The sequence below is a fragment of the Burkholderia sp. AU18528 genome (assembly GCF_002223215.2).
In the GTDB taxonomy this organism is placed as follows: domain Bacteria; phylum Pseudomonadota; class Gammaproteobacteria; order Burkholderiales; family Burkholderiaceae; genus Burkholderia; species Burkholderia semiarida.
Genome location: NZ_NKFC02000002.1, coordinates 222,160 through 235,330 on the forward strand (window position 1 = coordinate 222,160; position 13,171 = coordinate 235,330).

At 61.1% G+C, this 13,171-nt stretch carries 13 protein-coding genes, 1 tRNA gene and 1 pseudogene; 6 read left to right on the plus strand and 9 right to left on the minus strand.

The features are described from left to right. The first annotated feature begins 482 nt into the window (after nucleotides 1–482). Complete coding sequence (locus CFB52_RS01160; RefSeq protein WP_059578260.1) at nucleotides 483–1,094, plus strand: septal ring lytic transglycosylase RlpA family protein; 612 nt, start codon at nucleotides 483–485, stop codon at nucleotides 1,092–1,094. 91 nt (nucleotides 1,095–1,185) lie between these two features. On the opposite strand, the gene rsmI is transcribed toward CFB52_RS01160, so the two are convergent. Then, on the minus strand, nucleotides 1,186–2,073 hold the full coding sequence (gene rsmI / locus CFB52_RS01165; protein ID WP_099315957.1) for a 16S rRNA (cytidine(1402)-2'-O)-methyltransferase: 888 nt from the start codon (nucleotides 2,071–2,073) through the stop codon (nucleotides 1,186–1,188). A gap of 46 nt (nucleotides 2,074–2,119) precedes the next feature. On the opposite strand from rsmI, the gene CFB52_RS01170 reads away from it, so the two are divergent. The 5 genes from CFB52_RS01170 to CFB52_RS01190 all read left to right on the plus strand — a co-directional run bounded on the left by CFB52_RS01170 (nucleotide 2,120) and on the right by CFB52_RS01190 (nucleotide 4,578). Further along, a complete protein-coding gene (locus CFB52_RS01170) occupies nucleotides 2,120–2,548 on the plus strand; it encodes a YraN family protein (protein ID WP_179231709.1) in 429 nt (142 codons plus the stop codon). Nucleotides 2,549–2,674: 126 nt separating this feature from the next. Continuing rightward, entirely contained in the window at nucleotides 2,675–3,259 is a 585-nt protein-coding gene (locus tag CFB52_RS01175; protein ID WP_060310187.1) for an SIS domain-containing protein, read from the plus strand. Nucleotides 3,260–3,276: 17 nt separating this feature from the next. Beyond that, nucleotides 3,277–4,077, plus strand: coding sequence for a BON domain-containing protein (locus CFB52_RS01180; RefSeq protein ID WP_059578262.1), 801 nt, complete (start codon nucleotides 3,277–3,279; stop codon nucleotides 4,075–4,077). Further along, nucleotides 4,074–4,436, plus strand: coding sequence for a c-type cytochrome (locus CFB52_RS01185; RefSeq protein WP_099315958.1), 363 nt, complete (start codon nucleotides 4,074–4,076; stop codon nucleotides 4,434–4,436). The genes CFB52_RS01180 and CFB52_RS01185 overlap by 4 nt, the downstream gene beginning before the upstream one ends. Before the next feature lie 66 nt (nucleotides 4,437–4,502). Further along, nucleotides 4,503–4,578 (plus strand) — tRNA-Ala (locus tag CFB52_RS01190). Nucleotides 4,579–5,163: 585 nt separating this feature from the next. Here CFB52_RS01190 and CFB52_RS01200 read toward each other — a convergent pair. The 8 genes and pseudogenes from CFB52_RS01200 to CFB52_RS34960 all read right to left on the minus strand — a co-directional run bounded on the left by CFB52_RS01200 (nucleotide 5,164) and on the right by CFB52_RS34960 (nucleotide 13,000). Further along, nucleotides 5,164–6,729: a hypothetical protein gene (locus CFB52_RS01200; RefSeq protein WP_099315960.1), complete on the minus strand. Its 1,566-nt coding sequence runs from the start codon at nucleotides 6,727–6,729 to the stop codon at nucleotides 5,164–5,166. A 57-nt stretch (nucleotides 6,730–6,786) separates the two neighbouring features. Further along, a pseudogene (locus tag CFB52_RS35355) lies at nucleotides 6,787–7,140 on the minus strand (hypothetical protein); the annotation flags it as partial. Then, entirely contained in the window at nucleotides 7,098–8,006 is a 909-nt protein-coding gene (locus CFB52_RS01205) for a hypothetical protein (protein ID WP_144029709.1), read from the minus strand. The pseudogene CFB52_RS35355 and the gene CFB52_RS01205, both read right to left, overlap by 43 nt. Further along, nucleotides 8,003–9,034: a hypothetical protein gene (locus tag CFB52_RS34080; protein WP_180278181.1), complete on the minus strand. Its 1,032-nt coding sequence runs from the start codon at nucleotides 9,032–9,034 to the stop codon at nucleotides 8,003–8,005. The genes CFB52_RS01205 and CFB52_RS34080 overlap by 4 nt, the downstream gene beginning before the upstream one ends. Next, a complete protein-coding gene (locus CFB52_RS01215) occupies nucleotides 9,031–10,116 on the minus strand; it encodes a GTPase-associated system all-helical protein GASH (RefSeq protein ID WP_099315963.1) in 1,086 nt (361 codons plus the stop codon). The genes CFB52_RS34080 and CFB52_RS01215 overlap by 4 nt, the downstream gene beginning before the upstream one ends. Next, complete coding sequence (locus tag CFB52_RS01220) at nucleotides 10,116–11,438, minus strand: metallophosphoesterase (protein ID WP_099315964.1); 1,323 nt, start codon at nucleotides 11,436–11,438, stop codon at nucleotides 10,116–10,118. The genes CFB52_RS01215 and CFB52_RS01220 overlap by 1 nt, the downstream gene beginning before the upstream one ends. Next, complete coding sequence (locus CFB52_RS34085; RefSeq protein ID WP_180278182.1) at nucleotides 11,439–11,870, minus strand: hypothetical protein; 432 nt, start codon at nucleotides 11,868–11,870, stop codon at nucleotides 11,439–11,441. It abuts the gene before it with no gap. A 407-nt stretch (nucleotides 11,871–12,277) separates the two neighbouring features. Further along, the gene (locus CFB52_RS34960) at nucleotides 12,278–13,000 is read right to left on the minus strand and encodes a hypothetical protein (protein ID WP_257219801.1); all 723 of its coding nucleotides are present in this window, start codon (nucleotides 12,998–13,000) and stop codon (nucleotides 12,278–12,280) included. Nucleotides 13,001–13,171 lie beyond the last annotated feature (171 nt).

Genomic DNA, 13,171 nt, shown 5'->3' on the forward strand with positions numbered 1-13,171 from the left:
ATTTATGTATAATGCGCCCCATTGCGCGTGAATTTCACGCCATTCGCTGGTGTTTCGGCCCCGTTAAACGAGGCATCCGATTCACCGTCAAGCATCGGCCGCCGGGGAGTCCGGCGGTGTATCCAGCACCGAACATTCGGTGCTCACGTCTTGTCCGGCCGGGCGCTGCGCGCCCGCCTGCGGCCTTGCTGCCGCGCCGCCGGATGAGGCCTGTGCCGCCGTTCCTGTGCGTTGGTCGTATCGACGCGCGCGAACGTGGAGCCATGTTCGATGGCGGCATGTGGGGTCTGGTCAGGCTGTTGGGGACAGGTTGCGCCAGACGTGAAAACTAATCAGGACGGTTGCGGCCCAGACGAACGCCGCGCCCATGCTAGCCGCCTGCTCGCATTCGAGCGGGGCGTGCACGCATTTGCCGTCCGGGCCGCATCGCGTTGTGAAGCAGCGTTGTATCGATGCGGCCCGAACCAGAAGGCGACACGTCGATGAATTTACGTTTTCCGAGCCGATTCGGAACCATTGCATTGTTTTTTGCGCTGACGGGCTGTGCGGTGCCACCCAGCCAGACCACCGGCAGCGTGAACCCGAAGCGGGCGGTCGACAAGACGGCCGCTGCCGCGAAGGCGGACGACGACAAGCAGCCGCTCAATTTCGATTCCGCGCTGGCATCGATGCCGGCCGCCGACAGCAAGGACGCGAAGAAGTCGTCGCTGGCCGACGCCGAGCCGATCGACGGCAAGGATGTATCCGATTTCCGCCAGAGCGGCCGCGCATCGTGGTACGGGCGCGATTTCCACGGCCGCCGCACCGCGAACGGCGAGCGCTTCAACATGAACGCGTTCACCGCCGCGCACCGCACGCTGCCGCTGTCGTCGTACATCAAGGTGACGAACGCATCGACCGGCAAGTGGGTCGTCGTGAAGGTCAACGATCGCGGGCCGTTCAAGCGCGGCCGCGTGCTCGACCTGTCGTATGCGGCGGCCAAGGTGATCGGCCTCGTGCACGCCGGCACGGGCCGCGTGAAGATCGAGGGGCTGTCGCCGCAAGAAGCGCGCGAGGCGCGCGACGAAATGTTCGCCTCGATCTCGGCGAAGTAACCCGGCGATCCCGTCCGGAGAATCCACCGCTCATGCACAAAGGGCTGCCTTCCGGCAGCCCTTTGTACTTTTCGCGCGGCGGCGGCGCGCGTCAGTCTTCCCTGCCTTCCTTCAGCACCAGCGCACGCGCATACAGCGTGTTGCGCGATGCGCCCGTCAGCGCGGCCGCGAGCCGGGCCGCGCTCTTCACCGGCACCTCGTCCAGCAGCAGCCTGAGCAGCGCGTCGTGCGCGGTGTCGTCCGCTTCGCCGCTTGGCGCCGGCGCGCCTTCGACGACCAGCACGAACTCGCCGCGCTGGCGGTTCGCATCGCCGGCGAGCCAGCTCTGTCCTTCGGCCAGGGTGCCCTGAAACAACTGCTCGTGTAGCTTGGTGAGCTCGCGCGCGATCAGCAGCCGGCGCGCGGGGCCGAACGCGTCGGCGAGCGCGGCGACGGTTTCGGCGATCCGGTGCGGCGCTTCGTAGAACACCAGCGCGTACGGGTGCGACGCCAGCGCCTGCAGCGCGGTCGCGCGCTGCTTGGCCTTCGGCGGCAGGAAGCCCGCGAACGTGAACGCGCCGGCCCAGTCGCCGGCCACGCTCAGCGCGGTCACGGCCGCGCTCGCGCCGGGCAGCGGAACCACTGCGAAGCCGGCCGCGCGCACGGCGTCGACGAGCCGCGCGCCGGGGTCGGAGATGCCCGGCGTGCCGGCGTCCGACACATAGGCCACGCGTTCGCCGCCACGCAGCAGTTCGATCACGCGCTGCGCGGCTTCGCGTTCGTTGTGCTCGTGCACGGCCACGAGCGGTTTCGAGATCCCGTAGCGGGCGAGCAACTGGCCCGTGTTGCGGGTGTCTTCGGCCGCGATGCGGTCGGCGAGGCCGAGCACGTGCAGCGCGCGCAGCGTGATGTCGGCCGTATTGCCGATCGGCGTGGCGACCACGTAGAGCGCGGCGTCCGGGTAGTGCTGCGTATGCGCGAGTTCGAGGAGGGCAGTCATGGCAGGCAATGCACGCAATCGCGGCACGAACGGAACAAGGACGGCATTGTGCCACGCGGCGCCGGCCCGGCCGGATGGCGCGCGCGGCCGGCCGCCTTCGGGCGACAACTTTTCCGGCGCGGCGCGATCCAAACCGGTCGGCGCGGCGTTCGAGCAGCGCGCGCGGCAGTTTCTCGAGCGTCATGGTCTCGCGTTCGTCGCCGCCAATGTGACGATGCGCGGCGGCGAGCTCGATCTCGTGATGCGCGAGCCCGACGGCATGCTCGTGTTCGTCGAGGTGCGCGCGCGGCGCAGCACCCGGCATGGCGGCGCGGCCGCGAGCGTCGGCTGGCGCAAGCGGCGGCGCCTGGTCGCGGCCGCGCTGCAGTTCTGGTCGCGGCACGGCGCCGGCGCCGCGTGCCGTTTCGACGTCGTCGCGTTCGAGGCCGGCCGGCTTGCGTGGCTGCGCGATGCATTTCGTACCGACGATGCGTAGCCGCGAGCTGTGACGAGATGTAAAGAGTTCTTGCCGGACCGCCGGAGAGGGCGCCGGAGTACGGTAAACTCGCCGCACCCACGATGTCGCGCGAGTTGTGCCGCGCGCCCAGTTCACCAGGAATCGATGTCAGTCGAACGTATTCAGCAACAATTTCGCGACAGCGCCGCGCTTCACGCCGAAGCGGCCGACGCGCTGTCGCTGCCGATCGCAGCCGCGGTCGATGCGATGTTCGCCGCACTGGCGAACGGCAACAAGATCGTCGCGTGCGGCGACGGCCCGTCGGCCGCCGCCGCGCAGTACCTCGCCGCGTCGCTCGTCGGCGGTTTCGAGCGCGAGCGTCCGGGCCTGCCCGCGATCGCGCTGGCCACCGACGCGTCGCAGGCCGGCCTCGCGGGCGTGGCGGCCGCCGAGCAGTTGTTCGCGCAGCAGGTGCGCGTGCTGGGCCAGACGGGCGACATCCTGCTGGTGCTCGATGCGGGCGGCGCATCGCCGCGCGTGCTCGCGGCGATCGGCGAGGCGCACGAGCGCGAGATGACCGTCGTCGCGTTGACGGGCGGCAACGACCACACGGTGGCGGCCGCGCTGTCCGACACCGATATTCCGATCAGCGTGCCCGCCGTTCGCGCGGCGCGCATCCACGAAGTCCATCTGCTGACCATCCACTGCCTGTGCGACGGCATCGACGCGATGCTGCTGGGTGAGGATTGAACGAAGGAGAGCCGTCGATGAATCAAAGCCGCGTCAAACAGACGCTCGTCAGAACCACGCTGCTCGCCGCGCTGACGGCGGGCCTCGCCGTGTCGCTGCAGGGCTGTGTGCTCGGGGTCGTGGGCGCAGCGGCCGGCGGCGGCGCGCTGATCGCGACCGATCGCCGTACGCTCGGCGCGCAGACGGAGGATCGCGAGATCCAGGTCAAGTCGCTCTCGCAGATCAACAACGGGCTGCCGGACCAGTCGCACGTGAACGTGACGGTGTTCAACCGCCGCGTGCTGCTGACGGGCGAGGTGCCGAACGATGCGTCGAAGCAGCGCGCCGAGGAAATCGTGCGCGGCATCAACAACGTGAACGGCATCGTCAACGAACTGTCGGTCGGGCCCGCGTCGTCGCTGTCGTCGCGCGCGAACGACTCGTACCTCGAAGGGCGCGTGAAGTCCGAGCTGATCGCGACGAAGGGCATCTCGGCGAACTACTACAAGGTCGTCGCCGAACGCGGCAATCTTTACCTGATGGGGCTCGTGACGGTGGACGAAGGCAATCGCGGCGCGGAAGCCGCGAGCCAGGTGCCGGGCGTCGAGAAGGTCGTGAAGGTGTTCCAGTACGTGAAGCCGCAGGACGCGCAGGCGCTGCAGGACGCGTCGCCCGCGAGCGGCGCATCCGGCGCGCAGGCGGCTGCCGCACCGGCGGACAGCGCGACGGTCGGCGCGGTGCCCGACGCGTCGGTGCAGTCCACGCCGCTGCAGCCGCCCGCGCCGATCTCGAATTCGTCGAGCGTGCATCCCGGCAATCCGAAGGCGAAGGCGCAATGACGGGCATGCAGATGAAGCAGATGAAACGCTGGATGGTGCGCGGTGGCGCAGCCATGGCGCTCGTGGCCGGCACGCTGGGCGCGGCGCACGCGGACGTCGGCGACGGCCTGAAAGTGGCGCGCGGCAACGCGTGCATGGGCTGCCACGCGGTCGACCGCAAGCTCGTCGGCCCGTCGTTCAACGACATCGCCGCTCGCTACAAGTCCGATCCGCAGGCCGTCGCGAAGCTGTCGAAGAAGGTGAAGGACGGCGGCTCGGGCGTGTGGGGCGCGATTCCGATGCCCGCGCATCCGCGCATGAGCGACGCCGACGTCCGGTCGGTGGTCGAATGGGTGCTGGCCGGCGCGCCGTCAAAGTAACGCGTCGCGCGTGACGTAACCCCTATTGCCAAGCGTGGAAATGCGTGTGTATGATGGTCGACTGTTGGGGCGGTAGCTCAGCTGGGAGAGCGTCGCGTTCGCAATGCGAAGGTCGGGAGTTCGATCCTCCTCCGCTCCACCAACGGAATTCGAAAGGCCCGATCGCATGAGACAGGAACCATATTTTTGCCCCAAATGCAAAGATATGCTTCCCTGACAAAGTGCAACGTTATGCTTCTCAAACAACAAAGCCGGCCTTGTGCCGGCTTTGTTGTTTGGGTGCGACTAGATGGGGCACCGTGGCGCTTCAGCGAATGGCGCAGGCGAGCGTGTGAACCTCAGTTTGAGTTTTGGGTGTCAACTCAAGCTGGAGCGTCGCTTAAACTAGGGTCCGGTCATCATTTCTCGGCGACACTTTCGCCGGGCCCTTGGCCGGCGGGGCAGGGCGAGTAGCGCCAGCGGTGCGTCACCGGTCTTGCGCGCGCCTAGGCCGGTAAGATGGTCGGCGCCACGGTTTCCGTGGCAACCACTACGGTGCGCGACCGCGCGCACCTCGATCACTCGCTCCGGGGAGCATCAGCATCACCAGCGCCACGAACGAAGAAACGCCGTGCCGCTGCATCGGCGGCCTGCTGGACCGCCACCCTTTCCAGCAAGATACTCACGTGCTTCGGGCGCGTCCGTGCGACCGTAGGACGGTTGTAACTGATGGCGAGCGCGATCAACGTCAGAACCACCAGAACCGCGGACGTTTCGAATCATCCTCATCGTCTGCGCCTTCGAAAAGCACGTGCAGATCGTACTCCGATAGGCCGAGCGCGTTTTCGACATTGGTGTCAGCGAATCTCCTCCGCAGATACGATAGACAGATTAAGACACGCCGATTGATATCCCAATTGCCCGCTGTGTTGAACGTCGGCAGATCGGCCGACAGCATTCGATAAATATCGCCCGGCAGGGCACCTTTCAACACTACCGTGCGCAATTCGGGAAGCACTACTGAGCATAGCTTCCACGTTCCAGCGGAGCCTTCATCCAACGCATTCCGCAACAAGTACGCTTGGAGTCGCACACGGTCATCGCCGCGCAGATCATCGGGGAGTGAGGTGAGAATGGTTGCCCACTCCTCCGAGCGCGGACTGCCATGACGGGGATATCCCAGGCAGGCAACGCCGAGTTGGACCCGGGACCATGAACGTTCAGTCCTTGGCCAGCCTGTCGCGAAGACTGCGTCCGCATTCGAGGCCCAAAGGCTCGTCCAAACGAAATTGATTTCACCGCTCGCAATTGCATCGAGCGCGGCTTCGAACAATAGCTGCGGGTTTCTCCGGGCCAGTTCGTTGTTCTTGGCAGCCCCCAAGTCCCGCCGCACTACCGCCGCGGCAAGCGTGTACTCCGTGAGCAGCGTAGGATGAGCGTCAAGCAATTCGACGATCTCGTCGTTCGACAGCATGGACACCGTGTCCCATCTGACCAGATCGGGCCGTGCTCGAAGAACCTGCATCATGAAGCGTCGAGGAAAATTCTGCGTCAACGTGCTTGCATCGACCCGAGTCATGATGACGTTTTCAAGCTCCCCGGCCCACGGGGACAGCGCGTCATAATGCAGATCCAAATATTGTGCGACTTCCCCGACTTCCACCGGACGCAAAGTCTCAAAGCGTCGGGCGACAGTGTCTGTAGGAACGAATCGGTGCACGTTCTGGTTCGCAAGCACCTCCAGCAGACCCACCGGAGAGATCGGTGGCGAGAGGGACGGCGAAGCCGCCGGGATTCCAAGAATGTCCTGCTTCAGAATTTCCCCGTCGGTCAGATCGGGAAGTGCCCGAAAGACTTCCAGCGCATGTTCGGTGGGAATGTTCTGCTGTCCGCGTCCGAGCAGAAACAACTCGACCAACATCCGATAGTTGCTTCGCGCGGCAGCGATGTCCCGACCGTATCGCCACAAAAAGCGACGGAGATCGGTTACCTGGCACGTCGCAGCGTCACTGGCGCCCACACGCGCCCAGTTCGATATCTCGTCCTCTCGCATTTCTGCATCGATGGGCGAGTTCATCTGGACGTCGTACTGGATCAAATCGCTTTTCCTGCGTTCGGTGCGGGCCGTGCGGAAAGTGAACGCTAGACGTAACCTCGGCCATTGCTGCGACCACATCGACATGACGACACTTTCCACGGTTTTCCGATCCAACTTCGCGGATAACAGCGCGGGCCGCCCAGAATAGTAGTTTTCGACTGCACATTGCAGCTCTGATTCGTCGATAGAAGCAGACGCAGTCGACCTCATATTCATCGATGCCGCTATCCCATAAGCGTCGAAGTCACCGTGCGGACGTCTGAAGTATTGGAGCAGATCGTGGAGGTTCGTGCGTGAAGTTAGGACACGTGCGTCTAGCAGCAGCACATGACTCCAGACGCAACCAGGCCGAGACAGTTCCGGAGCAGGCCACGTTCTGATGAGGGCGTATCGCTTGGACTCCTCGAGAGGAAGGCCAGTTATGTAACTCTCATCCTGTGCCAACCGAGCTCCTGTAGCAAGGTCAGTTGCCGCAGACAGCCGGTAAAGGTCGGCGGGCGGGAGCCGGACCGACGCCGCAATTTGACGGTGGCCCTGTGAATAACCAAACAGAGCTTGATCTAGCTTCTCGCCTTCGGACATATTCACAGCTTTGTGGTCCAACCGCCCAACCATAGCAATGGGCATGTGAGGTCATGTGGTGCAACTTCGTGACCAGTAATTTTGATGCGGCGGCTCGGCGGTTGCACCTGCAAGAGCCGCGCGCGGTCTGGGCCCGGACCTTTTTCTTTCTTCGATAGGCGTCCGCCTTGCGCGGAGACCCCGTAGACGCGGACGTCACCAGGCCCCCGCGTGTTCGCGAGGTATTGTTGGAGCAGCGGCATCCGCTTCGCCAACCAGTCGTCGGCCGACTCCTCGTCGGTCAGATCCCACGCGGAAACGATGATCGCCACCCGCGAAGCGCTGGTCTCGAAGGGCGGTCGCTGCATTGCCTCGAGCAGATCGACTATCTGGACTTGGAGGGGTGTCCGTTCTGGAAGCCACGGCGAATCCTCGCCGGATGCAACATCCGTCGCTGGATTGTCCGCGGTTGACGGCAGTTCTTCCTCCGCCTCGTCGTCGGAGTCGTCCGATCCAAGAGCATCCAGAATTGTCACTCCGTCGATGTTCCGATCGGCGCTCACGAACAGGAGCATGCCGGACGAATCGTTCACTAGTTCGATAAACTCGGCGGAGCAGAGGCGGTTGGCGAATGCGGCTTCGAACCTCTCGCCCGGGAGGTCGGTGAACTCCAGTGTCAAATCCGTTGCCGATTGCGGATGTCGGAGGTTGATTGCGATATCTTCCACCTGATCGCTCTTCGTCCGTTCGACCTCCCAACCTTCGGACCAGGACTGCGCGATTTCCTCGAGATATCGGAAGTCTCCCGAATGCTTACCCTTCTCCAAGACGGTCTGCAACTCCCTGCTATCGAGCAGATGCCACAGTGCAGCCGCGAAAGTGGATTTGCCTGATCCGTGGAAACCGAAAACCATGTATCGATGCGGATTCATTCCTGCTCCAAGGGTTCGGTTTTGGCCAGGATTCGGTCAATCTGACGGGGCGGGGTGGGGAGAGCAACCGGCAGAATGCTTGGTAACGACAACGGTGCGGTCCACCGTCTCACGGTTTCGTCGAGCCCGACGAAGCCAACCGCTTGATCCCTCTTCGGCAACGCGCATACGCGAAAACATTCGACCGCCAAGTCCTTGCGCGCAAACTCCTCCACAATCTGACGTTCGTACTCTGTCAGGTAGTTGAGCTGATGCTCCGCGTCAGACCGCGTCGTGGTGATGTCGAATTTTGTCGAAAGAATCTCCACGACCGGCCGGTGCGCCAACGCACCGTTGTCGTTTAAGGCGTGAATCATCTGCTTGAACTTTCGCGTATAAGCCGTTCGTTGTTCGATTGACGCAAGCCTTGCGCCGTCCAGAACAAAGCAGATGCGTTGAGCGAGCGCAAGCTCGGAAAGAGTCGGGATAAGTTCTGTCGCGGTACGTGCGAAGCTGTAGGCCTCTCCTGAGCGGTCGGACATCACGAGATCGACGATGTTGCCTGGACTTACTGCCAACGCTAGATGAAAAAATGATGGGGGATCATTTCGGCTCGTACGAGGAACGGTGGGAGTCGTCCTCTGCGAACTCAGAAGAGCCAGATGATGCCGCTTTGCGAAGCCGACCAAAGTGCGGCTACCGGCGAAAGTTGCGCCGGCGAACGGCCCCTTGCAATACATCTCGTAGATAGCAGACAACAGGGTCGTCTTGCCCGCTTTGTGCTCTCCTACAAGTGCGACCGTGCGGATCGGGCGTTGCCGGGAGAATGCAACCACCTCATCCAGGTGCATTACATCCCCTGAAACGATGGATACCGGGGCGCTTGCCACGAGAGGTGCGGGGTCGTCGATACGGATTTCGGCCTCTGCCTCAGGCTCATTCCGTCCATAGTGGGGACAACTCTCGACCGGGTCGTTACCTAGCTTGCATTTGCCGATTGACTGAACTGGACAATCCTGGATCGAGCACGGGCTTGTGACGGCGTTCATTTCCCGAGCCCACCGTATCCGATCAGCAAGCGTTCGCGGAACGTATGCACCGCCAGTTCGTAGAGGGTTACCTCGCCGGCGGGAATGGTTCCCAACAATCCTTCGAGGGCTTCACTCCAATGCGCAGTTCCGCGTTCGACCGCAAGATTGATTGCAGCATGCACCGGAAAGAGCGTTCGGGCTCCTTCCGGCAGAGGCTTGCGTAGGCGCGAAAGAACCTCGACTTCGATTCCTTCGATCGCCAATTTCAAGGACGTCTTCTTGCTCGCAAGCTTGCCCAACGCCCGCCGCAACAGGCCATACGCGCCGTACGGCCCCGGCATTGACCGTACGAGATCGCCGAGTTCGGCCGCCGAGACCAAGGCAATCGATGGTCCGACGAGAGCCGTCCGTGGCCTGTCGATGAGCTCGCTCCAATCGCCGATATACCACCAGAGCATGTCGACCTCTTCGGTGAGACGTGTCACATCACTTCTCAGCGCTATAGCAGCATCGTTTGCTGCATTTGCTACTTTTGTCGTGCCGTCTCGTAGATCAGCTGATACCGCGTCCAAGGCGGTTCGAACCGTCGACCCCTGGAAATTGGTTTGCGCCGCGTCGAGCTCCGCTTTGAGGTCTTTAGCGGCTGGCATTGCTATCTTCTTGTCTGCTAGGACGATCCTGCGCTCGCTAGCCGAAGCGCTTATCGCGTCGCGAGCCTCGCTCAGGAGATCGCCACCGCCTGCCGGTTCGCGCTTACCGCAATAAGATGCCACTAAACTCGCGAGCGAACATGGCACGCCGGCTCGCCAAGCTAAATCCCGGAGCACAAGTGTGGCGATACGCGCGCCTTCTGCCTTGTCGATGGCGAGAGAGAAGTGGATATCCGTAGCTTTGACAGTCTTCTCGAACCACTCCGACACAGTCTCCTTGTCAAATGGCAGAGCGAATGCAATGCGACAGAGGTCATAGACCTTGTCCATTTGTTTGACGAGCGCGAATAGGCTCTCGTGAGCGCTGCGACGAGCCTCCACAACCTCGCGTGTCTCGCTCGGCGCTGCGGATCTGTACTCTTCCAGAAACTTGAATTCCTTTTTGCCCATCACGATCCCCCCTGCCCGGCCAACATCTCGTCGACCAAGTCGTTCAATAGTTGCAGCTTCCCATTTTCTTGACTGCGACGGACGGCGTTGATCGCCACCTCATAGTCCTTAAGGTTTCTGTCGTCCTCTCGGTCGAGTTCGAGATTTGCAATAACGCGCCGTTGTTCGTGTTCCTTAAGCTTAAAGAACTTGATCGTCACGCTCCGGACCGTGACGGGCGACGCGCCATCCGTAGTCATCGGTCCCTCCGGCATTGATACGGTTTCGGGTTGCGTTGGAGTGGATGCTGTCGCCACCGGCGACCACGCCGGCAGGTCAAATCGACTCTCCCAAATTTCGCGGTCGTCCGGATCGTGAATGGCCTGAAACTGCGATACTTCGTGCATTCTTACCCAAAGCCTTACCTTGAGGAACCGCTTTGGTCCGTCCGTGTCGACCGAGACATCGATCCAGTTATAACCAGGTTTCCAGTCAGCGTCGTCGCGGTCTGGCTGTAGCGCGCCAGCTCGTACCCGCACATAGCGCTTATGCTCCTCCACACGACGCGTATGCTCGTGCCCGAATAGATGGATTTTTGCCACGCTGTTCACACGGTCTTCGAAGGCCTGTCTGTTCTTCAGCCACCCCAACGGATGATGGCACATCACAAGGTGCGTCACGCCATCTTCGACCGGGATTTGAGCCGCAGCCGGGTCGATCAGCATCCGCCCTTCGCGATCGTCCTCGTTCGATATCAGTACGGTATTGAAACCCCATAATCTAAGTTTCGAGCCATCATCGAGCGGCAGATCTCTACTAGCGAATGGACGGCTCAGCACTCCCGCTTGCTGCCGCTCGGCCTCGGTCTCGATGTACGGGCGTAGCGCGCACAAAAATTTTGCCGCGAACCGATTATAGTTTTCGATGGGGCCGAAGATGACGTCGGCCGAGATACGGTCTCGCAACCACTTTCTTATCTCACTGTCGGCGTCCTTTGCTCCAATCTCGCGGAGTTGCTTGCGCGCGGCCATGAAAGCCGGACCAGTCTCCACGCTCCGATCGACGTCGTGATTGCCAGGCACGACGAAGACGCTGTCGATCGCGCAGCCGCCTGCGGGACAGAGTTCGTCTTCCAACCATTGGTAGGCGAAGTCGTACTCGGCGGCCTTTCCTGCGAACGCGATGTCCCCCGTTATCAACACTCCATCGGCAGGACGTCCAATGCGTTCCCGCATCGCTTTGACATCGCGAATCAGGTCGTTTCGTAAGGCCAGATTGGGATCGTCTGGCTGGCCTACCTCGACTTGCTTGAAGTGGATGTCGGAGATATGGAGAAAGAGCATCTAGCGGGCTCCGTTGCCGTCGATAAAGCTGTAGGTACCCGTCAAATACACGTGGCCTTGTTTGCAAACGCGTGACCGTTCTTTTACGTCACGCCATGATTTTGCCGCAAAAATTAGCGCCTTCTGGCAGTGCGTGCAGTGAGTTTGCACCCGCGTCAGCCTCTCTCTAGGTGCCAATTCGCCGACAGAATCGAACAACGGCTGATCCAGAAGTGAATCGTTCGCATCTAACAACGCTGCTCGAATCGATTTGAAATGCCCGAAGGTGTCGGATCGATGTCCGCCGTCTAACGCCGTTTTCGCGTCAGTTGCGGTTGGCAGGTCACGAACGGCCGCGGCATCCGGTAAGCTGCTTGCGAGCATCAAAAGCGCGAGTCGATGGTCTTCGGTCCAGTTCTGACCGAGGCGATACGAAACCGGCTGTTTGAGCATGTGGTTTCGGTGATTCTCTGAAACTGCGAACATGTCTGTCTCTTAAGTGGTTTGAATCATCTTGCCTGTGGTTACGCGCCGCGCAGGCACGAACAGCATGGCAACACTAGTCAGTGGGAACGCAGAAGTCGCTGTCTGGCAGGATAGCAAAACGGCTGGTTTTTTGTGGCTTATCCAGGAAGGCCGCAGCGCGACGGGCCTGTTCGTCAGAGTCCGAGTGTGCGCGACAGGCAGCCCCTCAAGAGCGAGGCCCGTTGTAGAAGCTGGCGAACTAAACCAGTGCCGGCTTGGCTACCCATCTTTGCGTTTAATCGTAATCTCTATCGCAACAAGATTCACGCACTTGCTCGGGGAACTGTAACCATTCATTTTCCGAAAAGCGCCAGGAAGCTGGCGTGCAGCGCCTATCATTCTGGAGAACTGTTCTTAGATTCCATCGTTGTCCAAGGCGCGAATTCGCCCTCTTTCAAGACGATTCCAGTATAAGGCGAACCCGGATTAACTGTGGCGCGGAACACGCTTCCTTTTTCGTCGAACTTGGCAGCTACGTCATGACAAAAAAACGTCGCTGTCTTGTTGACCATTCTTGAGAAATGGTCAGATACCAAATTCCGTTTGTTCAACACAGTGCGAAGAGGAAATTTTTTTGCTTCGTGTTGAAACCTCTTTCTGCTGTCAATGAGGTAGCAATAATCGAGCTCGACGACAGTCGCCGCGCCGAAGATGATTCGCTCATGCACATTTAGTGCGTCGATATCGTCGGGCGCGTTACCGAGGAATGTAAACGCGGTTGCGTATGTCAAGTTGCGGTTAGCGACAGCTAAAGGCTGTGCGGCGCGTTCGTCAGGTGCCATACGCGACCACGCATCAACAACTTCTTCGAGTGTCCCCGGATGTAGCGCGGGGCGCGCTCGAACTACTGCAGCAAGCTGCAGCAGTTCGTCCTTTGTCGGAACACGAGACTTTTGTTTTATCGTTGGTCCCGGACCGAGAACATTCGGAATCGGCTTTGCCGGCACGTCTACGGGTCTTGGTTTAGGCAAACTTGGGTGGAGAGAAGACTCTGTAGAGCGAGCCTCATTCGGGCAGCCGGCGACATGTCTATCGGGAGCATAGAAGTATGTGTTCACCCTCTGCTTTGGGTACACCTTCGCGAGGCAGGCTTCGTGCGGACAATAACAGGTGAACTCATATGTCGTCCTGGCCGCATACGCATACTCCGCCGTGACTTTTGATTCGAGTTCCCAACACAAAGCTTCCGTCATCAATTCGTCTCGCAATGGCTACCTCCAAGAATTACG